Source organism: Arthrobacter methylotrophus (assembly GCF_039539965.1).
GTDB lineage: Bacteria > Actinomycetota > Actinomycetes > Actinomycetales > Micrococcaceae > Arthrobacter > Arthrobacter methylotrophus.
Genome location: NZ_BAABED010000001.1, coordinates 2878064 through 2898129, shown reverse-complemented (window position 1 = coordinate 2898129; position 20066 = coordinate 2878064). Strand labels below are relative to the sequence as shown.

Here is a 20066-nt window from a genome sequence, read left to right as displayed (position 1 = left end):
AGCTTGTCAGATTAGTGGTCAGCAGCGGGCAAGGGAAACCGCGCGTCGTCCACACCGACCCGGCCAGCAGCTCAGTCCGGGCTTGACGACGGCTGGTAATGTGGTGTGCATGTTCTTGATCTTTGAGTAGCCGGCTGAGTAACCGGCTGAGTAGTCGGCATCGCCCGCGACGCAGGCCTGCTTCATGTGCAGCGCCATTCCGCCTTGGTATGTTCCAGATGCCTTTTCGACGTCTGGACACTCTGCAGATCGTCCCGTGTTTTCCTGTGTTTACCCGTGTTTACCCGTGTTTCCGCGTACGCAATCCGCGCGCCGAAACCCGGATGGAGATCTCCGACCATCGGCAAAGCTCTGCTAGGCATCAGCCCTGCGCGAATTCCGCGCCACAAGACCCGAATCGGCACTATTCTGGAAATGCCGAACCCCTAAAGGAGACCATGACCACGCAGAAGAACACCGGACCCGATTCCGACGCCCAGGACCTGAGTCCTGAAGAAATCCAGGCTGTCATCGACCGGATTCTCTCCAAGGACGCACCTGCCATATCACAGGAAGGCGACGAACCCAAGGGCGTGTTTGGCAAGGCACAGGCGATTTCCCGCTTGGACGACGAACACAGCATCTACGACGGCGACCAGGAAGATCTGGCCGAACGCCGGGCCTTGCGCCGCACCGCGGGTCTGTCCACGGAACTTGAAGACGTCACTGAAGTTGAGTATCGGCAGCTGCGCCTTGAGCGCGTCGTGCTGGCAGGCCTCTGGAGCGAAGGTACCCTAGCTGACGCCGAGAACTCCCTGAGGGAACTTGCCGCGCTGGCTGAGACTGCCGGCTCGGAAGTCCTGGACGGAATCGTCCAGCGCCGCATGAAGCCGGACCCCGGGACGTTCCTTGGCTCAGGCAAAGCCATGGAGCTCAAGGACATCGTCTTGTCCACCGGGGCAGACACCGTGGTGGTGGACGCCGAACTGGCACCATCCCAACGGCGCGGCCTCGAGGACATCGTCAAGGTCAAGGTAGTGGACCGCACCACCTTGATCCTGGATATCTTCGCGCAGCACGCGAAGAGCCGCGAGGGCAAGGCACAGGTTGAGCTGGCGCAGCTGGAATACCTGTTGCCGCGCTTGCGTGGTTGGGGCGATTCCATGTCCCGTCAGGCTGGTGGCCAGGTGGGTGGCGCCGGGGCCGGCATGGGTTCCCGCGGTCCTGGTGAGACCAAGATCGAACTGGACCGTCGCCGGATCCGCACCCGAATGGCAAAGCTTCGGCGTGAAATCGCCGCGATGAAGCCGGCTCGCGAGACCAAACGGGCCAACCGCCGTCGGAATGCGGTTCCTTCGGTCGCCATCGCCGGTTACACGAACGCCGGTAAGTCATCGCTGCTCAATCGCCTGACGGATGCCGGCGTGCTCGTGGAGAACGCGCTGTTCGCCACGCTCGATCCCACCGTCCGCAAGGCCCAGACGCCGGACGGGATTGGCTACACGCTCTCGGACACGGTCGGCTTTGTGCGCTCACTGCCCACCCAGCTCATAGAGGCTTTCCGCTCCACGCTGGAAGAAGTAGCCGACGCCGATCTGATCCTCCACGTTGTGGACGTTTCGCATCCGGACCCCGAAGGCCAGATAGCGGCTGTCCGTACAGTGTTCAGCGAAGTCGATGCCCGGAAGATCCCGGAAATCATCGTCCTGAACAAGGCGGACGTCGCGGATCCATTTGTCGTTGAGCGGCTCAAGCAGAAAGAGCCCCGCCATGTGGTCGTGTCTACGCGCACGGGGCAGGGCATCGCCGAACTCCTTGGGGCCATCAGCGAAGCCATTCCGCGTCCCGGCGTGCGCCTTGAGGTGCTGATTCCTTACAACCGCGGTGAGCTCATCAACAAGCTCCACAACACTGACGCCGAAATCCTCAGCCTTGAGCATGAGGAGGAAGGCACCCGCGTGGTGGCCATGGTCCATGAGAACCTCGCCGCCGAACTGGAGTCGTTCGTCAGCAATGGTTGATCCGGAAGCAGGGGAGCGCGGGGAAACCCGGGGAGAGCGGACCGCGCTCGAACTCCTGGACAAGGCCGTTGCCGGTATGGGCGGCCAAAACCGCGTGGGCCAGCACCAGATGGCCAAGCGGGTGGCACGGGCGATAGAGACCGGCGAACACCTCCTGGTCCAGGCGGGTACAGGCACGGGTAAATCCCTCGCCTACTTGATTCCGTTGATTTCCCACGCGATGGTAAGCAACAAGCCCGCACTCGTGTCCACGGCAACCCTCGCCCTCCAGACACAGATCGTGGGCCGGGATCTGCCACGGCTTCTGGAGACCATCAGTCAAGAGCTCGAACGCCCGGTCACTATCGCCCTCGTCAAAGGCCGCGCCAACTATGTATGCCGGCACAAGCTGGAGGGCGGATTCCCCAGCGAGGAGCCTGCCGAGGGGCAGTTGTTCTCCCTCGGCGAGGACACCAGCGTTCCGCACCTCGCCGCAGCCATCGGTGGACCGGCCTCGCAGCTTGGCAAGGAAGTACTGCGGCTGCGTGAATGGGCCGGGAAGACCACGACGGGGGACCGGGACGAACTCATGCCGGGCGTGACGGACCGGGCCTGGCGTCAGGTATCCGTCACGTCCATGGAGTGCCTCGGGGCGCAAAAGTGTCCCATGGCGGAGGAATGCTTCAGTGAACTGGCCCGCCACCGCGCCGCGGAGTCCGATGTCGTGGTCACCAATCACGCGATGCTCGCCGTCAGCGCCTTCGAAGGGCTGGCCGTGCTGCCCGAGTACGACGTCGTGGTGGTGGACGAAGCCCACGAGCTCCAGGACCGCGTAACCGGTGCCGTGTCGGGGCAACTGTCCGTCGCAATGATCCACGCCGCTGCCTCGAGCGCACGCAAACACACGGCCATCACCGTGGACGCGCTGAACGCCGCCGCGGACCGCTTGGACCTCGCGATGATCGGCGCGGCCGCCGGGCTCCTGCCCCATGGGCTCAACGACGAACAACTTGATTGCGTGGACCAGCTCCGGGAAGCCTGCCGTGCGGCGCTATCCGATTCGAAGGGGGATTCGTCCAACGCGGTCGACGGCGGCCGCCAACTTGCGCGGTCACGGCTAATGCTGATCCTGGAACTGTGTGAACGGCTGCTCTCGGCACGGGAAAACCAGGAAGTCGTGTGGCTCTCCCGGAACAGTACCTATGATCCGCAGCAGGGCTACACGGCGCCTGACGAGGATTCGCCCGTCCTCATCAACATTGCTCCGCTCAGCGTGGCCGGACGGCTGAGGGAAGGGCTCTTCGCGGGCCATACAGTGGTGTTGACCTCCGCCACCCTGGCCATCGGGTCCGCGTTCGAGGCCACGGCAGGAGGGCTCGGACTGACGGGCCAGGGCGCTCCGAGTTGGACCGGCGTAGATGTGGGCTCGCCTTTCGACTACCCCAAACAGGGCATGCTGTACGTCGCCCGGCACCTGCCCAAGCCCGGGCGTGGCACTTCGCCTGAAGCACTCGACGAACTCGAGGAGCTCATCAAGGCGTCCCATGGTGGAGCCTTGTGCCTCTTTTCTTCCCGACGGGCAGCAGAAGACGCCGCGGAAGCGATGCGGTCACGGTTGGACGTCGAGATCTTGTGCCAGGGTGAATCGACCATGGCCGCGTTGGTCAGGCAATTCGCCGAGGAGGAGGACACCTGCCTCTTCGGCACTATGTCGCTGTGGCAGGGCGTTGATGTGCCCGGCGGTTCATGCCGCCTGGTCGTCATCGACCGGATCCCGTTCCCCCGCCCCGACGATCCCCTGATGACGGCACGGTCCCGCGCGGTGGCGCAGGCCGGCGGCAACGGTTTCATGGCAGTTTCCGCCACCCACGCGGCCATCCGGCTCGCCCAGGGGGCCGGTAGGCTCATCCGTTCGACAGGTGACAAAGGCGTCGTGGCAGTGCTGGATTCCAGGCTCTCGACCGAACGCTACGGCAACTTCCTCCGGGCGGCATTGCCGCCCTTCTGGGCCACTACGGACCGTTCCGTGGTCCACGGTGCGCTCGAACGGCTGTATGCCGACGCGGCCAAGGCCTAGCGATTCCTTGGGCAACGGCTGGGGGCGACGGTGGCCCAGAACCAGCGCAGGGGCCTAGAGCGAGCGCAGGACCGAAACGACCTTGCCCATGATGGTTGCCTGGTCGCCCAGGATGGGCTCGTACTGCGTGTTCTGGGGGAGCAGCCATGTGTGGCCGTCGCGCTGGCGGAAGGTCTTGACGGTGGCTTCGTCGTCGAGGAGGGCGGCCACTATGTCGCCGTTGATGGCATCGTTTTGGCGCCGCACCACTACCCAGTCTCCATCGCAGATAGCTGCGTCGATCATGGAATCACCGGCCACCTTCAGCATGAAGAGCTCGCCATGGCCTACCAACTGACGGGGCAGCGGCAGGACATCTTCAACGGTCTGGTCTGCCAGGATGGGCCCACCGGCCGCAATGCGGCCCACGAGGGGCACCATGGCCGTGTCGCTGGCACTCGCGAGCTCCGTGACGGCCAGGCCACCAGCGCTGCGGAGCTTCGCCGGGGCTTCGACCCCGGGGATGTTGGAACCGCCATCCAAGGTCAACGGCATGAGGACTTCCATGGCGCGCGGGCGCTTGGGATCGCGACGAAGGTAGCCGAGCTTTTCGAGCTGTGACAGCTGGTGCGTGACGCTGGACAGGCTGGCCAGGCCAACGGTGTCTCCGATTTCGCGCATCGACGGGGGATAGCCATGATCGTTCACGGAGCGCTGGATGGTCTCCAGGATCTTCTTCTGGCGGACGGTAAGGCTCTTGGGGGCCTTTTGCGGCTGCTGGCTCCGTGGTGATGCGGACCCACTTCCCGTGGCTTTCGCTGCCATGTTCGCCAACGCCCTTCCGTTCGGCCCGTTCCGCGCTGGGCGCTTGCCGGGACTGCGGCCTGAAATGTCAGACCCTCCTGTTGCACTGATTCAGTGCTGGTTTCTTCACTCAAACGTAGGGCAGGCACAGGCGTTTATCAAACATTTGTTCTAGCGAGTCTCGACACCATTCGTTGATAAGTGCTAAAAATGTCGTAGCAAGATTCGAATATGTGTTCTAAAAAGTGTTGCGAGATCCAATTTTTCGTTCGAATCGTTCGAAGACATCGACGAGGAACGGCCCCGTAAACACTGACTGAAGGCAAGAATTGGCAGCCGCACTCCAGGGATTTCCGGGATTCGGCATTGTTCAGGAGGGCTCAGCTCATGTCCGCAATCATTACCACCCACCCGTCAGGTCACGGCACGGCACCTGCTCGGCTTCGTTTGACACGTCGGGGCCGTATGGTCTTCTTCGGTGTGCCCGCAATGCTTTTGGTCGCCATGCTGCTCAGCTTGGCGGGATTCCTGAATTCGCCGGCCAAGGCCGCTGATTCGGCGAACCAGCTGCAGCGCACCGCAAGTACGAGTGTCACAGTGCAATCCGGCCAGTCGCTGTGGGGGATTGCCGGAACTGCTGCACCTTCCAGGGATCCGCGCGACGTCGTTGCGGAGATCATCCAGCTCAACAACCTCCAGGACGGCCGCATCTTACCGGGACAGCAGCTGTTCGTTCCGGCCGCTTAGGAGCACCGGGAGTGGATGCCAGGGGCGTCACAGTTTCGGGGCATCCGCCGCGGCACCTTAAACTGTCATGGTGAGTGATCAGCTTGAGCGACTAGACAGACTTCCCCTCCGGACCAACCTTCGCGGGCTGAGCCCTTATGGCGCGCCGCAGCTTGATGTTCCGATCTTGCTCAACGTCAATGAAAACACCCATGGCGTACCTGCCGATGTCCAGACGGCCATCACCGAAGCCGTTGCGGCAGCCGCCATTGGACTGAACCGCTACCCTGACCGCGAGTTCACTGAACTGCGTGAGGCGCTTGCCGAATACCTCGGCCACGAGCTAAAGGCCGAGAACATTTGGGCAGCCAACGGCTCCAACGAGGTATTGCAGCAGATCCTCCAGGCCTTCGGTGGCCCGGGCCGGAGCGCTCTCGGGTTCCCGCCCACGTATTCGATGTACCCCTTGCTCGCCAGTGGAACCGATACTGCATACATCGCGGGAGTCCGTGCCGAGGACTATGGACTCGATGCGGCTTCGGCCGCAGCACAGGTACGTGAGCTCCAGCCAAACGTGGTGTTCCTCTGCTCCCCGAACAACCCGACCGGCACAGGACTTGGCCTGGACGTTGTCGAAGCCGTTTACGAGGCCGGCGAGGGGAGCCAGACGGTGGTGATCGTGGATGAGGCTTACCACGAGTTCGCCCACGACAACACGCCCAGTGCGTTGACGCTCCTCCCTGGCCGGGAGCGCCTTATTGTCTCCCGGACCATGAGCAAGGCCTTCGCCCTCGCCGGGGCGCGCATCGGTTATATGGCAGCCGCCCCCGAGGTCGCCGATGCCATCCGCTTGGTCCGCCTTCCGTATCACCTCTCCGCCATCACCCAGGCAACCGCGCTGGCCGCACTCCGGCACCGCGAAGCCCTCATGGCCGACGTTGAAGACATCAAGATCCAACGCGATCGCATTGTCAGCGAGTTGACCCGCATGGGATTCAAGCCGGCGGCCTCCGATTCGAACTACGTGTTCTTCGGCGGAATCGAAAACCCCCATGCCCTGTGGCAGGGACTGCTGGAGCGTGGAGTCCTCATCCGCGACGTCGGCATACCGGGCCACCTCCGGGTCACTGCCGGTACCGAGCCGGAGACCACGGCCTTCCTTGAAGCACTTGAAGCCTTGCGGGACGGCCAAGTCTCCGCACCGGCCTAGACTTGAACCAGACCCACCCCTTCCTCCTCTAAGGACCAACAATGAGCGAAAACGGCGCCAGCACGGCGGCCGCCCGGACAGCACGCATGGAACGCACCACCAGCGAGTCCTCCGTTCTGGTTGAAATCAACCTCGACGGCACGGGAGTCTCGGATATCAGCACTTCGGTGCCGTTCTATGACCACATGCTGACGGCGCTGTGCAAGCATTCGCTCATCGACATGACGGTCAAAGCCACCGGAGATACCCATATTGATGTCCACCACACCGTGGAGGACGTTGCCATCACCTTCGGTGAAGTCCTCCGTGCCGCCTTGGGCAACAAGGCCGGCATCCGGCGCTTCGGCGAAGCCACCATCCCGCTGGATGAAGCGTTGGCGCACGCCGTAGTGGACGTCTCCGGCCGCCCGTACCTGGTCCACGGCGGGGAGCCCGCCGGCCAGGAATACCACCTGATCGGTGGACACTTCACCGGTTCGCTGACCCGGCACGTCTTTGAGGCAATCACTCTGCACGCAGGCATCTGCCTCCACATGAACGTCTTGGCCGGGCGGGATCCACACCACATTGTGGAGGCCCAGTTCAAGGCCTTCGCACGTGCGCTCCGTTCCGCAGTCGAGTCCGACCCCCGCGTCGAAGGCATTCCGTCCACCAAGGGTGCCTTGTGAGTAGACACATCCTCAAGGATGGTGCCGTTGTGGATCCCAAGGCTGCCGCCCGCATTGTCTCGCCTGAAGGAAAGCCGACCGTTACCGTCTTGGATTACGGATCGGGCAATGTCCGATCGGCTGTCCGGGCCTTGGAACGGGCCGGTGCGGATGTCACGTTGAGCGCCAAGCCTGAAGACGTCCTGAACGCGGACGGCCTCCTGGTCCCCGGCGTCGGTGCCTTCGAAACGGTCATGCGTGAGCTCAAGGCAGTCGATGCCATCCGGATGATCGGCCGTCGTGTGGCCGGGGGCCGGCCCGTCCTCGGTATCTGCGTCGGACTCCAGGTGTTGTTCGAGGCCGGAGTGGAGCACGGAACCGAAGCCGAGGGCATGGGTGAGTGGCCGGGCAAGGTGGAACTTCTCCCCGCACCCGTCGTGCCGCACATGGGTTGGAACACGGTGGACGTGCCGGAAGGATCAAAGCTCTTCGCCGGCGTCGAGCATGAACGCTTCTACTTTGTGCACTCATACGGCGTGCAGAAGTGGGAATTCGATGTCGCCCAGCCTCGCATGGCACCGCCGAAGGTGACGTGGTCCGAACACGGTGCCCGGTTCATCGCCGCCGTGGAGAACGGTGTCCTGTGCGCTACGCAGTTCCATCCCGAGAAATCGGGCGACGCAGGAGCCCGCCTGCTGCGCAATTGGGTTGAGGGCCTGCGTCCGCCGGCATTGCCGCAGGCCGACGCATCAGAGGCCGGGGGCGTTGCCTAAAATGTGGTCTGTTATTTTCATGGGCGCGGCCGGCTTGTTGGTTGGCGGAGGCATCTCCTTCCACCAGCAGAAACGTCCCGCCTGGGTCTCCATTTCGTTCTACGTACTAGCCGGCTTGGCATTGCTGGCGGCGTATCTCTTCACCCTGCCTGGCAAATGACCTTGCCTGCCAAATAGCTTGCCGGGCGCCTGATGCCCGTCCCCCACAACACCGAGGACCTCAATGACCACCGCCTCCGAACTGCCCGTTCTGGAACTCCTGCCCGCCGTCGATATTGTAGACGGCCAGGCCGTCCGTCTCCTCCAAGGAGAAGCCGGCTCCGAGACCAGTTACGGCACCCCGCTGGAAGCCGCACTGAACTGGCAGGACGCCGGGGCCGAATGGGTGCACATGGTTGACCTGGACGCCGCCTTCGGCCGTGGCAACAATGCCAGGCTCATCAGTGAGGTCGTCTCGCAACTGAACCTCAAGGTGGAGCTCTCCGGCGGACTGCGCGACGACGAATCCCTTGAGCGCGCGCTCGAGCTCGGCGTCGCCCGTGTGAACCTCGGTACCGCTGCGTTGGAGAACCCGGAATGGACCCGCCGGGCCATTGACCGCTTCGGTGACAAGATCGCCGTCGGGCTCGACGTCCGCGGCACAACGCTCGCGGGCCGCGGCTGGACCAAGGAAGGCGGGGATCTCTGGGAGGTGCTCGCCCGTCTGGAGGATGCTGGCTGCTCCCGCTACGTTGTCACCGACGTCACGAAGGACGGAACGCTGCAGGGTCCCAATGTTGAACTACTGCGTCAGATGGTGGAGAAGACCGGCAAACCGGTGGTTGCGTCCGGGGGAATCTCCAGCCTGGAAGACCTTCGCGTGCTGCGGGAGCTCGTGTCGCTCGGTGTTGAAGGGGCGATCGTCGGCAAGGCGTTATACGCCGGCGCCTTCACGCTCCCGCAAGCCCTGGACGTCGCCGGCCGCCGCTGATGTCGCACGACTCAAACCAGTCCGCCGAGGCTGCGGGCACCGCTCCCCGCGCCTTGCCAGGCCACATCGCGGCGGCCCTTGCGGGCGCCGGGGGAGCGGGAGACTCTGCCGGCCAGCCTTGGGCGGGCAGGAACCTGAGCGGAGACGCGGCCAGAATCCACAATTTCGAGGACGACGACGGAACGGCCGACGCCGGGTACGTCGCCGCCGTCGCAGCCTTGCTGGCCGGCACCGGAACCGAAGCAGGGGTCGTGGCTTCCTTGGCTACGGCCAGGGTCTTTGTCCCGGTGGTGGCCCAGCTCGCCGAGGAATCCGAGGGCGTGGAGGGTCTCCATGCCGACAAGCAGGCAGACATGTCCCTCGTGACACTCAAGGCTCCGGACGGCCGGACGGCGATGCCGGTCTTCACTTCGGCTGCCGCCTTGGAAGCCTGGCATCCTCAGGCCCGTCCTGTCGCCGTCTATGCGGCCCGGGCTGCCCTGTCCGCCGTCTCCGAAGGGGCGCAACTTTTGGTGGTGGATCCGGGCTCGGAAGTCACCTTCGTGGTGCGCCGCCCGGCCATGTGGTCACTGGCACAGCAGCGCGACTGGACGCCGTCGTACCTTGATGGTGAACTGGAGTCTGCTCTCAATTCCTTGGCGGGGACACATCCTGCAGTGCGGCGGCTCGAGGTCCGGCCAGGCTCCGGTGTGGCTTCCCGCGTCGCCGACGGGTCTACCATGTCTGGCGGCGGACCAGGACCCGAGCTTCGAGTGGTGCTGTACCTCGAAGACGGGCTGGACGCCGCAGCCATCCAGGATCTCGTCTCCGGGCTGAATGGACGTTGGGCGCAGAATGAATTGTTCGCCGAGCGGGTCGACTCCATCGAAGTCAGCCTGCAGCGGGCGGCGCAGTAGCCGAAGGCGCAAGGGGAACGTTCTTGTCCTGCCTGCGGCAGAACAGAGGATGTAGCTCGTGAATTTCGCTCTCTACCGCCAGATGCTGTCCATCGCGTCCGTGCGGCGCCTCTTGCTCGTCGGTATGGTTGCCCGGATACCGCACTCCGCTGCGGGCGTCCTGCTCACGCTGCACATTGTGCTGACCCTGAACAAGGGATACGCTGCCGCCGGCGCGGCTGCCGCGGTCTTCACGATAGGCATCGCTATCGGCGCTCCATGGCGGGGACGCCGCGTGGACACGGTCGGCCTGCGCAAGGCACTGATCCCTTCGGTGGTCTCGGAGCTGGTCATTTGGTCGATCGTGCCGCATGTCAGTTACGAATGGATCTTGCCGCTCGTCTTCGTCGGGGGCCTCCTGACCCTGCCGATCTTCAGCGTCATCCGTCAGTCCCTTGGCGTCCTCGTGGATGGCGAGCAACGGCGCTCTGCGTACGCCTTGGATTCGATTGCCACCGAAGTGGTCTTCATGATCGGCCCCGCGGCCGGCGCTGTCGTCGCCACGAGCGGTTTCACTGTCCTGGGACTGACCGTCGTCGGTGTGTGCACCTCGGCCGCGGGGCTCTTCCTTCTGTGGTTCAACCCGCCAACCCGCAGCGATCATGTCCTTAATGCAAGCCAGGCTGCTGATCGGGATGCCGATGAGCTCCATGCGGCCGAAGCGGCGGTGGTTGCCTCGGCCCCGGCCCATCTGCAGGAAGCGGCGTCGGAGATGGCGCCGACGGTTTCCCATTCTTCCGGGCTGCGGGGAAAGGTGGCCAGGAACTTCACCTGGTTCACGGCGGCGGTGGCCGCCGTGTTTGCCGTTGCCGCAGGATCCGGCATGGTCCTGAGCGGTACCGACGTCGGAATCGTCGCGGTGTTGCAGCGCGGCGGGCACGAGAGCGAGATCGGAATTGTCTTCTTCTTCTGGTGCGCCGCCTCGGTGGTCGGGGGACTCATCTACGGAGCGATGCACCGGCCCGTCTCGCCGATTCTGCTCCTCCTGGGCATGGCGGCCCTGACCATTCCGATGGGCTTCGCCACTGACACCTGGACCCTTGCCGTGGTGTCCTTGCTGCCCGGTCTGCTGTGTGCGCCGGTGCTGTCCGCGGCCTCCGAGAAGGTCGCCGACATCGTGGAGGAGGACCGCCGTGGCGAAGCAATGGGCTGGTACGGCTCGGCTCTGACGGCGGGCGTGGCCTTTGGCTCGCCTTTCGCCGGGATCTTCATCGACGGGGTCGGGCCGTGGGCTGGATTCGTGGCCGTCGGAACAGCGGGAGTGGTGCTGTGCCTCGCGGGGCTCTTTCTTCAGTTGCGTCGGCGCCGGATCATGACCATCACCCAGGCCGGCCCGAAGGATCCAGCGAACTGAGCTGGCAGGGCAGACGACGACGGCGGGCCGGCCAGAAGGCCGGCCCGCCGTCGCGGCCTAACAGAAGAGTCGGGGTCAGTTGACCGGGCCCGTGAACTTTTCGCCCGGGCCCTTTCCTGGCTCGTCCGGGATCAGTGAGGCTTCGCGGAACGCCAGCTGGAGGGAGCGCAGGCCATCGCGCAAGGGGCCGGCGTGCTGTGAACCGATTTCCGGGGCTGCGGCTGTGACCAGCCCGGCCAAAGCGGTAATCAATTTGCGGGCTTCGTCAAGGTCCTTGAGATCCTCGGCATGGGGGTCGTCGGCCAACCCCACCTTGACGGCCGCTGCGCTCATGAGGTGAACGGCACCGGTGGTGATGACCTCAACAGCCGGAACTTCCGAAATGTCGCGGATCTGCTGGGCTACTCCGGCACCAGCACGGGTGGGCTCGCGGTCGGGGGAATTGCTGTCTGAAGTGCTCATGCTGGTAAGCTTGTCACAGACCGACTGGAAGTCGCCATTTCGTTATGGCTCACGCAGTGTTCTGCTACCTACCGTTAATGTGCGGTTAGCCGCCGATCTCTGTAGAATTGATTTTCAGTTTGCAAGCGGAGTTCTCTCCCACCCGCGTCAGCCGTTTCCCTTCGGGGATGTAAGTTGCCGGGTACCTGGTCGGACATCATTCAAGGTCACCCTTGGATGGTGCGAACGCCTCCATCGAGGGGCCGTTTCCGATCTTCGAGGCCTTCGATTGCGCCAGCAATTGGGGGCCTTCTCTATTTGCCGGTGGAATACTCATCACAACAACAGGAGCTTTGACATTAGCGAGCCAAGAATCAATGAGCGTATCCGCGTCCCCGAGGTGCGTTTGGTCGGCCCCGCCGGCGAACAGGTAGGAATCGTCCGTATTGAGGACGCCCTGCGTCTTGCTGCCGAGGCTGATCTGGATCTCGTTGAAGTTGCACCGCAGGCGAAGCCTCCGGTGTGCAAGCTGATGGACTTCGGCAAGTACAAGTACGAAGCCGCTGTTAAAGCCCGTGAGGCCCGCAAGAACCAGACCAACACGGTTCTGAAGGAAATCCGCTTCCGCCTGAAGATCGATACCCATGACTACGAGACCAAGCGCGGCCATGCGCTTCGCTTCTTGGGTGCCGGTGACAAGGTCAAGGCCATGATCCAGTTCCGTGGACGTGAGCAACAGCGCCCCGAAATGGGCATCCGCCTGTTGCAGCGCTTCGCTGAGGACGTTGCCGAAGTTGGCGTGATCGAGTCCAGCCCGCGCATCGATGGCCGCAACATGGTCATGGTGATCGGCCCCCTGAAGAACAAGGCTGAGGCCAAGGCTGAGGCCCGTCGCGCCGCGCAGCGCGCAGAAGCCAAGGCCCAGAATGAAGCCAAGGCCGCAGGCCGGATTGACGTGTCGGGCGAGGATGCCCCCTTGACCCAGTCACTCGCTGACCTGCTTCCGGCGGAACTTCTGGCCCAGGCCGAAGGAACCCAGAGCGAAGCAACGCCGGCTGAGGAAACCGCACCGGAATCCGTTGAGGCAGAAGCTGTCGAAACTGAGGTAGCTCCGGCTGCCGAGGAAACGATTGCTGTTGAAGAGACTCCGGTGGTTGAAGCAGCCCCTGTAGTTGAAGAGACCCCGGTGGTTGAAGCAGCCCCTGTAGTTGAAGAGACTCCGGTGGTTGAAAAAGCTCCGGCCGTGGAAGCAGCGCCGGTCGCCGCGCCGGCACCGGCCAAGGCTCCTGAGCAGGCCGCTCCTAAGCCTGTGGTGGCGGCTGCCCCCAAGCCTGCTGCTATGCCAGTACCGAAACCGATGGCAAAGCCCGCGGTTCCGAAGCCTGCAGCTCGGCCGGCAGCCCCCAAGGCCGCTCCGAAGCCAGCGGCACGCAAGACCAACTAGTCACGCCGCAGGAGGCCAGCCTCCGCCCGGCAAGAAGCAGCGGCCATCCCCTACGGGATGGCTGCACGAAAGAACTGCAGACCAGTCTGCGGACACGTAAGGAGATCGGTTCCCATGCCGAAGATGAAGACCCACAGTGGTGCTAAGAAGCGCTTCAAGCTGACCGGTACCGGCAAGCTGAAGCGTCAGCAGGCCAACCGTCGCCACTACCTGGAGCACAAGTCCTCCACCCTGACCCGTCGCCTCGCCGGCGACAAGATCGTCTTCAAGGGCGATGCCAAGGTCATCAAGAAGATGCTCGGCGTCTAAGTTCCAAGTTTTCTGGTTGCTGCCATCCGGTGGCTGCCGACTACACCAAAGCCTTCTCAGGCCGGCCGGGTTTCCGGCAGTAGCAGCTTGGGATAAGAATTTTGAAGGAGTACGCACGTGGCACGTGTGAAGCGGGCGGTAAACGCCCACAAGAAGCGTCGGGTTGTCCTCGAACGGGCCAAGGGTTACCGCGGTCAGCGGTCTCGCCTGTACCGCAAGGCCAAAGAGCAGCTGCTGCACTCGTTTGTGTACAGCTACGGCGACCGCCGCAAGAAGAAGGGTGACTTCCGTCGCCTCTGGATCCAGCGCATCAACGCGGCATCCCGCGCCAACGGCCTGACCTACAACCGTTTGATCCAGGGCCTGAAGGCTGCTGAGGTCGAGGTTGACCGCCGCATGCTCGCAGAGCTGGCCGTCTCTGACGCCAATGCTTTCGCCGCGCTGGTCAAGGTTGCCAAGGACTCCCTGCCCGCCGACACTTCCGCTCCGGCTGCCAAGGCAGAGGCTGCTCCGGCTGCCAAGACCGCTCCTGCCGTCAAGGCAGCGGTTTCCGAGAAGCCGGCCATCGAAGGCGCAGTTGTTGCCGTTGAGGGCGAAGCCGCACCGGAAGGCCACGCCATCAAGGGCAACGCCGAGTCCAACAAGTACCACGTTCCGGGTTCTACCTGGTATGACGTGACGGTTGCCGAGTACTGGTTCTCCACCGTTGAGGCTGCAAAGGCTGCAGGCTTCGAGCCTGCCGGCGGCGAAGCCCGCCAGCAGATCAAGAACTAGTCGCAACAGCCACTAAAGTTCTGTATATGAACGAAACCGGGCGCCCGCAAGAACTTCCGATGTCCAATCCCCGAGCCGATCGGGTCAGGGATGTCGCGAAGCTTGCAGGGCGCCCGGCCCGTTTAAAGCGGGGCAGGTTCCTGGCAGAAGGCCCGCAGGCAGTGCGGGAAGCGCTGGTCCTGCACCGGGAGCGGACCAGGGCGGGGGAGCCCGGCGTCGTGCACGAAGTCTACGCAAGCGAAAGCTGTCTGGACCGGCTTCCCGAACTTGCCGAGCTTGCCGACGGAGTCACCTTGCGGCTCGCAAATGATGAGGTCCTTGCCGCCATGGCGGACACGGTCAATCCTCAGGGCATTGTTGCTGTCTGCAGTTTTGTGGATGTGAGCCTTGATTCAGTGCTCGACGCCGGACCGCGGCTGATCGCGGTCATGTGCCAGGTGCGGGACCCCGGCAACGCTGGAACCGTGCTTCGCGCAGCCGATGCGGCAGGGGCCGATGCGGTAGTCCTGACGGCCTCCAGCGTTGATATCTACAACCCGAAGGCCGTGCGGTCCACAGCCGGTTCCCTCTTCCACCTGCCGGTTGTCCTGGGTGCGGACATCGAGGAGCTCGTGGAGCTGTGCAAGGATCGTGGCATGGGAATCCTCGCCGCGGACGGTTACGGCACCCTCAATCTGGACAAGCTCCAGGACGAGAACGCTGCTCGCCGCATGGGCGCCTCGGCAGCTCGCTCCGACTATGCCCTTGAGGGCCCGACAGCTTGGTTGTTCGGCAACGAAGCCCAAGGACTTTCGGAGTCCGAGCTGGCTCTCGCGGACCATCGTGTTGCAGTGCCGGTTTACGGTTCGGCGGAAAGCCTGAACCTCGGGACAGCAGCTACGGTCTGCCTTTACGCCAGCGCGCGGTCCCAGCAGGCTTCCTGACTGTTTCCGGGCACATGCCTGGGTCCGTTCCTGCCCATCACTCACATCCCCCGAATCCGAAGAAGAAGGCGAGCTTCCGTGGCTGCAAATGGCGGTACCAAGGCGATCGTGGCAGCGCTGGCTGCCAACCTGGCGATTGCCGTACTCAAGTTCGTCGCATTCGTCCTGACGATGTCGTCCTCCATGTTGGCGGAAGCGATCCACTCGGTTGCCGACTCCGGCAATCAGTTGCTCCTGCTGCTTGGTGGGAAGCGCTCGCGACGAGCGGCAAGCCCCGAACATCCGTTTGGGTACGGCCGTGAACGTTACATTTACGCGTTCATCGTCTCGATCGTGCTGTTCAGCGTTGGTGGCCTCTTCGCACTGTACGAATCCTGGCAGAAATTCCAGCACCCCCACGCGATTGAAGGTGGTTTCTGGTGGGTGCCCTTGGTGGTGCTGCTGGGCGCCGTTGTTGCGGAGTCGTTCTCCTTCCGGACGGCCATCCGCGAGTCCAATCCATTGCGCGGTAACCAGAGCTGGATCAAGTTCATCCGGAACGCCAAGCAGCCGGAGTTGCCCGTGATCCTCCTGGAGGATTTCGGAGCCCTCTTGGGGCTCGTTTTCGCGCTCTTCGGCGTCAGTCTGACCCTCGTCACCCGGAATGGCGCGTGGGACGCGGCAGGAACGGGAATGATCGGCCTGCTGCTTGTGTCCATCGCAGTGGTACTTGCGGTGGAAACCAAATCCTTGCTCCTCGGCGAATCAGCCACCAAAGAGGATAACGCACGCATCACCGCAGCCATTGAGTCCGATGGCACCCGCATTATCCACCTGAAGACCATGCACCTGGGCCCCGAAGAGTTGCTGGTGGCAGCGAAAATCAGTGTGGCAGCGGCAGACACCGGACAGGCCATTGCCAAGGCGATCGACAACGCCGAACTCAGGATCCGCTCCGCAGTGCCGATCGCCCGGGTTATCTACCTTGAACCGGACGTCGAGCGCGTCCAGGTCTGAGCCGACCAGGCACCGACACACGAGCCGTTGGTTGCGGTCCTGGGAAGGGTTACGCAGCCAGCGGCTTCTTGCGTTCCAGCCAGCCACTGATGCCTGCGACGCCGAGCCCCAGGAGGGCAAGGGCGGCGCCGACGAGGGCAGGGGCCACATAGCCCCAACCCCAAGCGATGACCACCCCGCCGAGGAATGCGCCAAGCGCGTTGGCAATGTTGAGGGCGGAATGGTTTAACGAGGAAGCCAACGACGGCGCGTCCGGCGAAGCGTCGAGGAGCCGCGTCTGCAAGGGCGGAACCAGCATGGAGCCGATCCCACCCACGATGAAGACCATGATGAACGCGGACCACGCCCAGTGGGCCGCAACGGCGTAAGCGACCAAGGCCAGCGCGATCGCGGGAAGGACCCGGTAGATGGTTCCCATGACAGACTTGTCGGCGATCCGACCGCCCAGGATATTGCCCGCCACCATGCCGAGCCCGTAAAGGGCAACTACCAGCGGCAGGAGATTCTGGGGGATTCCGGCTACCGAAGTCATCGTGTGCGAGATGTACGTGTAGGTGGCAAAGAAGCCGCCAAAACCGATGATTCCGATCAGCAGCGCCAGCCACACCTGGATGCGCTTGAGTGCACTAAGCTCCCTGCGGATGCTTGCGTCGGGGTGGGCGGCTTCGAAGGGAACAAACTTCCATAGCAGCACGCTGGTTGCCAGGCCGATGACGCCGACCACCACGAACAGCAGCCGCCACCCGTAGCTTTGGCCAAGCCAGGTGGCTGCGGGCACGCCGATGACGTTGGCGATGGTGAGGCCGCCCATGACCATGGAAATCGCCCAGCCGCGCTTCGTGGGAGCAACCAGACTCGCTGCGATGACTGCGGCTATCCCGAAGAACGCGCCGTGGGGCAATCCAGAGGCAAACCTGGTGATCAGCATGGTTCCGTAGTCCGGCGCAATGTACGACGTCAGGTTGGCCACGGACAGGAACAGCATGAGACCTAAGGCAAGTTGCTTGCGGGGGAGCCGTGCACCAAGAGCCGCGAAGACGGGCGCACCCACAACCACCCCGAGCGCGTAGGCGGAAATAAGGTTCCCTGCCTCCGGCGTGCTGATGTTGAGTCCCTGTTCGATCTCCTTGAGCAAACCCATCATGGTGAATTCCGTGGTGCCGATGGCAAATCCACCCATGGCGAGGGCGAAGATCGCCAACGTCACGTGACGGCTTCCGTACTTTTTGGAGGTGTTACTGACTGCAGTAGTGGTCATCGTCCTGTTTCTTGGGGCTGAGCTGGAGGCGCTCGAACGGGAATAAATCCGATTTTCAAGCTTAGTGCGAGACTCCAGGGAATGTCCCGCCATGTGACGACTTCCATGGAGGGTCCGGGGCCTGACGGCCAATAGACTGTTCCGGTGACTGGACTGATAAGCGTAGCCGGCGCCGCCGTCGTCGATTCCCTGGACAACCCGAAGCGGCTGCTGGTCGCCCGGCGCAGCGCCCCACCGCAATTCGCCGGGATGTGGGAGTTCCCCGGCGGAAAGCTCGAGGCCGGGGAATCCTTCGAAGAAGCGTTGCACCGCGAACTGCTCGAGGAACTTGGAATCACCGTCCGGCTCGGGAGTGAAGTGGAGCCCGACACCGGTTCCGCTTGGCCTTTGAATGAACGGGCCGCCATGCGGGTTTGGTTCGCGGAGCTGCTCGACGGTGAGCCACGTCCGCTGCAGGACCACAATGAACTCTGTTGGGTCCCGCTCGGCAACCCCGAAGAAGCGTTCGCGTTGCCATGGATTCCCGCCGACCTGCCGATTGTCCGTGCGTTGCTGGAACGGGTGGCTTCAGGGCTGCTTGGCTAGAAGCCGAGCTAGAAAAGGGTGGATTGGCCCGTTGCTGGAAAGGACGTACGCGGAAGGGACCCTGCCGGTTCCTTTCCTGCGGCCGCATTCCTGTGGCTGAAACCGCTGCTCCCGGAAAAGCCGTGGCGGGCTTTGAAGTGGCTGATGCGGCCACTCAACCAGGTCTTGTATTCCTTTGAAACGTACGAGCCTTGGCCATAAAGACGCCGGTATTTTCCGACGAGGCCAGGGTGGTTGGCCGCGAGCCACTGCATGAACCACTCACGGGTGCCCGGTTTCAAGTACAACGCCCCGGCCGTCACACCTGTGGCACCGGCCTCGGACAGCGCCGTGAAGAGCGACTCGAGGGAATCGTCGCTGTCCGTGAGCCACGGCAGGATGGGCATGGCCATCACTCCGCAGGGCAGCCCGGCCTCGCGCAGCCGGTGGATGAGTTTGAGCCTTGCGCGGGGCGCCGGCGTCCCCGGTTCGACAAGCGAGGCGAGGGTTTCGTCCGTCATGGCCAGCGAGATGCCCAGATCCACGGACACCTGGCTGGAGGCGTGCTTCAGCAGAGGGATGTCGCGGCCCAGGAGGGTTCCCTTGGTGAGGATGGAGAAGGGCGTGCCGGAATCGGCGAGGGCGCTGATGATTCCGGGCATCAGCTGGTAGCGTCCCTCTGCCCGCTGGTACGGATCCGTGTTGGTGCCCAAGGCCACGTGATGGTGGCCCCAGGAGGGTTTGGACAGTTCCTTGCGCAGGACCTCTGCAGCGTTGATCTTCACGATCACCTGGGAATCGAAATCGTGGCCGGCGTCGAACTCAAGATACGTGTGGCTCTTGCGCGCGAAGCAGTAGACGCAGGCGTGGCTGCATCCGCGGTAGGGGTTGACGGTCCATTCGAAAGGCATCTGGGAACCGGATGCCACCTTGTTGAGCACCGATTTGGCGGTGACCTCATGAAAGGTAACTCCGGAGAACTCGGGGGTTGAGACGGAACGCACAAGCCCGGCCAGCGGCAGCAGCGCATCCGGAGCTGGGGCGGCTCCGGACGGAACGCTGTTGCTGTTGTCTCCCGTTACCGGACCACGTTGTGGCGAAAGTGCCTGTGCGTCCCATCTCATGACCTCCATTCGAATATATGTTCTAACTATTGTCAAGGCCTGCTGAAGGAACGGCCGCCGGAAGTCCGCAACGGGCTCCCGGAACCCGCTCGGCTGTTGCTAGGGTGGGTCCATGATCTTGGTGACGGGGTTCGAGCCTTTTGGCGGCGATCCCAGCAATCCCTCGTGGACTTCCGCCCTCCTGGCGCAGGAGATTTTGCGTGCCGAAGGACGCGAAGTGGAGGCAGTCGAGCTACCGTGCGTTTTCGGTGAATCGGCTGCGGTCCTTCGCGAAGCGTTGGTGCAGCTGCGCCCGGAGCTGGTCATCTGCCTCGGGCTCGCCGGTGGCCGGGACCGGCTTTCCCTCGAGCGCGTGGCCATCAACGTCGATGACGCCAGGATTCCGGACAATGCGGGAAACCGACCCATCGACGAACCGGTGGTTCCCGCAGGTCCGGCGGCGTACTTCAGCACCCTTCCGGTGAAGTCCGCGCTCAGGGCATTGCAGATCGCCGGAATCCGGGCAGAGGTCTCCCAAACAGCCGGGACGTATGTGTGCAACCACGTGTTCTATTCCCTGATGCATGAACTCTCCAAGGAGGCCGTTGCCGCACGAACGAGGGGTGGCTTCATCCACGTTCCCTATGACGAGGCCAGGCTGCCGCAAGGGAGCACCACGCCCGCCATGGCCGTGCGGGACATGGGCGAGGGCATCGCCGTCGTCGTACGTACTTCACTTGAAACTGCAGGGGACGCGAAGCTCCCTGCGGGAGCTCTTCACTAGGCTGGCACCTCCCACT

22 protein-coding genes are annotated in these 20066 nt (G+C 63.5%); 17 read left to right on the top strand and 5 right to left on the bottom strand.

What is annotated here, in order from left to right; all coding sequences use genetic code 11:
* Positions 1-18 precede the first annotated feature (18 nt).
* Positions 19-186, bottom strand: a complete 168-nt coding sequence (locus ABD884_RS15270) for a hypothetical protein (RefSeq protein WP_345047385.1) — start codon at positions 184-186, stop codon at positions 19-21.
* Between the two features lie 251 nt (positions 187-437).
* Between ABD884_RS15270 and hflX the strand changes: the two genes are divergently transcribed.
* Both hflX and ABD884_RS15260 read left to right on the top strand, forming a co-directional pair.
* Positions 438-2000: a GTPase HflX gene (gene hflX / locus ABD884_RS15265; RefSeq protein ID WP_345047382.1), complete on the top strand. Its 1563-nt coding sequence runs from the start codon at positions 438-440 to the stop codon at positions 1998-2000.
* Entirely contained in the window at positions 1993-4056 is a 2064-nt protein-coding gene (locus ABD884_RS15260; protein WP_345054874.1) for an ATP-dependent DNA helicase, read from the top strand. The genes hflX and ABD884_RS15260 overlap by 8 nt, the downstream gene beginning before the upstream one ends.
* 54 nt (positions 4057-4110) lie before the next feature.
* On the opposite strand, the gene lexA is transcribed toward ABD884_RS15260, so the two are convergent.
* A complete protein-coding gene (gene lexA / locus ABD884_RS15255; protein WP_028266631.1) occupies positions 4111-4860 on the bottom strand; it encodes a transcriptional repressor LexA in 750 nt (249 codons plus the stop codon).
* 366 nt (positions 4861-5226) lie between these two features.
* On the opposite strand from lexA, the gene ABD884_RS15250 reads away from it, so the two are divergent.
* The 8 genes from ABD884_RS15250 to ABD884_RS15215 all read left to right on the top strand — a co-directional run bounded on the left by ABD884_RS15250 (position 5227) and on the right by ABD884_RS15215 (position 11454).
* Positions 5227-5586 (top strand): LysM peptidoglycan-binding domain-containing protein, encoded by a 360-nt coding sequence (locus tag ABD884_RS15250; protein ID WP_345047375.1) that lies wholly within the window; start codon positions 5227-5229, stop codon positions 5584-5586.
* 70 nt (positions 5587-5656) lie between these two features.
* Entirely contained in the window at positions 5657-6775 is a 1119-nt protein-coding gene (locus tag ABD884_RS15245) for a histidinol-phosphate transaminase (RefSeq protein ID WP_345054870.1), read from the top strand.
* A 41-nt stretch (positions 6776-6816) separates the two neighbouring features.
* Entirely contained in the window at positions 6817-7443 is a 627-nt protein-coding gene (gene hisB / locus ABD884_RS15240; RefSeq protein WP_345047371.1) for an imidazoleglycerol-phosphate dehydratase HisB, read from the top strand.
* Positions 7440-8195, top strand: a complete 756-nt coding sequence (hisH, locus tag ABD884_RS15235) for an imidazole glycerol phosphate synthase subunit HisH (protein ID WP_345047367.1) — start codon at positions 7440-7442, stop codon at positions 8193-8195. Before hisB ends, hisH begins: the two co-directional genes overlap by 4 nt.
* A gap of 1 nt (position 8196) precedes the next feature.
* Positions 8197-8355: a hypothetical protein gene (locus tag ABD884_RS15230; protein WP_197023217.1), complete on the top strand. Its 159-nt coding sequence runs from the start codon at positions 8197-8199 to the stop codon at positions 8353-8355.
* A gap of 63 nt (positions 8356-8418) precedes the next feature.
* Positions 8419-9165, top strand: coding sequence for a bifunctional 1-(5-phosphoribosyl)-5-((5-phosphoribosylamino)methylideneamino)imidazole-4-carboxamide isomerase/phosphoribosylanthranilate isomerase PriA (gene priA / locus ABD884_RS15225; RefSeq protein ID WP_345047361.1), 747 nt, complete (start codon positions 8419-8421; stop codon positions 9163-9165).
* Positions 9165-10061 (top strand): SseB family protein, encoded by an 897-nt coding sequence (locus tag ABD884_RS15220; protein WP_345047358.1) that lies wholly within the window; start codon positions 9165-9167, stop codon positions 10059-10061. The genes priA and ABD884_RS15220 overlap by 1 nt, the downstream gene beginning before the upstream one ends.
* Before the next feature lie 58 nt (positions 10062-10119).
* Complete coding sequence (locus ABD884_RS15215) at positions 10120-11454, top strand: MFS transporter (RefSeq protein WP_345047355.1); 1335 nt, start codon at positions 10120-10122, stop codon at positions 11452-11454.
* A gap of 75 nt (positions 11455-11529) precedes the next feature.
* On the opposite strand, the gene ABD884_RS15210 is transcribed toward ABD884_RS15215, so the two are convergent.
* A complete protein-coding gene (locus ABD884_RS15210) occupies positions 11530-11916 on the bottom strand; it encodes a DUF1844 domain-containing protein (protein ID WP_345047352.1) in 387 nt (128 codons plus the stop codon).
* A 379-nt stretch (positions 11917-12295) separates the two neighbouring features.
* Between ABD884_RS15210 and infC the strand changes: the two genes are divergently transcribed.
* From infC to ABD884_RS15185, 5 genes are all read left to right on the top strand, one after another.
* Positions 12296-13339, top strand: a complete 1044-nt coding sequence (gene infC, locus ABD884_RS15205; RefSeq protein WP_376953585.1) for a translation initiation factor IF-3 — start codon at positions 12296-12298, stop codon at positions 13337-13339.
* Between the two features lie 114 nt (positions 13340-13453).
* Entirely contained in the window at positions 13454-13648 is a 195-nt protein-coding gene (gene rpmI / locus ABD884_RS15200) for a 50S ribosomal protein L35 (protein WP_059387794.1), read from the top strand.
* A gap of 117 nt (positions 13649-13765) precedes the next feature.
* Positions 13766-14422, top strand: a complete 657-nt coding sequence (rplT, locus tag ABD884_RS15195) for a 50S ribosomal protein L20, sunset domain variant (RefSeq protein WP_028266641.1) — start codon at positions 13766-13768, stop codon at positions 14420-14422.
* A gap of 26 nt (positions 14423-14448) precedes the next feature.
* Entirely contained in the window at positions 14449-15345 is an 897-nt protein-coding gene (locus ABD884_RS15190) for a TrmH family RNA methyltransferase (protein ID WP_345047345.1), read from the top strand.
* A gap of 78 nt (positions 15346-15423) precedes the next feature.
* Positions 15424-16341, top strand: coding sequence for a cation diffusion facilitator family transporter (locus tag ABD884_RS15185; protein WP_345047341.1), 918 nt, complete (start codon positions 15424-15426; stop codon positions 16339-16341).
* A gap of 49 nt (positions 16342-16390) precedes the next feature.
* On the opposite strand, the gene ABD884_RS15180 is transcribed toward ABD884_RS15185, so the two are convergent.
* Positions 16391-17599 (bottom strand): MFS transporter, encoded by a 1209-nt coding sequence (locus ABD884_RS15180; RefSeq protein ID WP_345047339.1) that lies wholly within the window; start codon positions 17597-17599, stop codon positions 16391-16393.
* Between the two features lie 144 nt (positions 17600-17743).
* On the opposite strand from ABD884_RS15180, the gene ABD884_RS15175 reads away from it, so the two are divergent.
* Positions 17744-18184, top strand: coding sequence for a (deoxy)nucleoside triphosphate pyrophosphohydrolase (locus ABD884_RS15175; protein WP_345047333.1), 441 nt, complete (start codon positions 17744-17746; stop codon positions 18182-18184).
* 8 nt (positions 18185-18192) lie between these two features.
* Here ABD884_RS15175 and ABD884_RS15170 read toward each other — a convergent pair whose 3' ends face one another.
* On the bottom strand, positions 18193-19287 hold the full coding sequence (locus ABD884_RS15170; RefSeq protein ID WP_345047329.1) for an Rv2578c family radical SAM protein: 1095 nt from the start codon (positions 19285-19287) through the stop codon (positions 18193-18195).
* 112 nt (positions 19288-19399) lie between these two features.
* Here ABD884_RS15170 and pcp point away from each other — a divergent pair, with 112 nt between their 5' ends.
* Positions 19400-20050: a pyroglutamyl-peptidase I gene (gene pcp, locus ABD884_RS15165; protein ID WP_345047327.1), complete on the top strand. Its 651-nt coding sequence runs from the start codon at positions 19400-19402 to the stop codon at positions 20048-20050.
* The last annotated feature ends 16 nt before the right edge of the window (positions 20051-20066 follow it).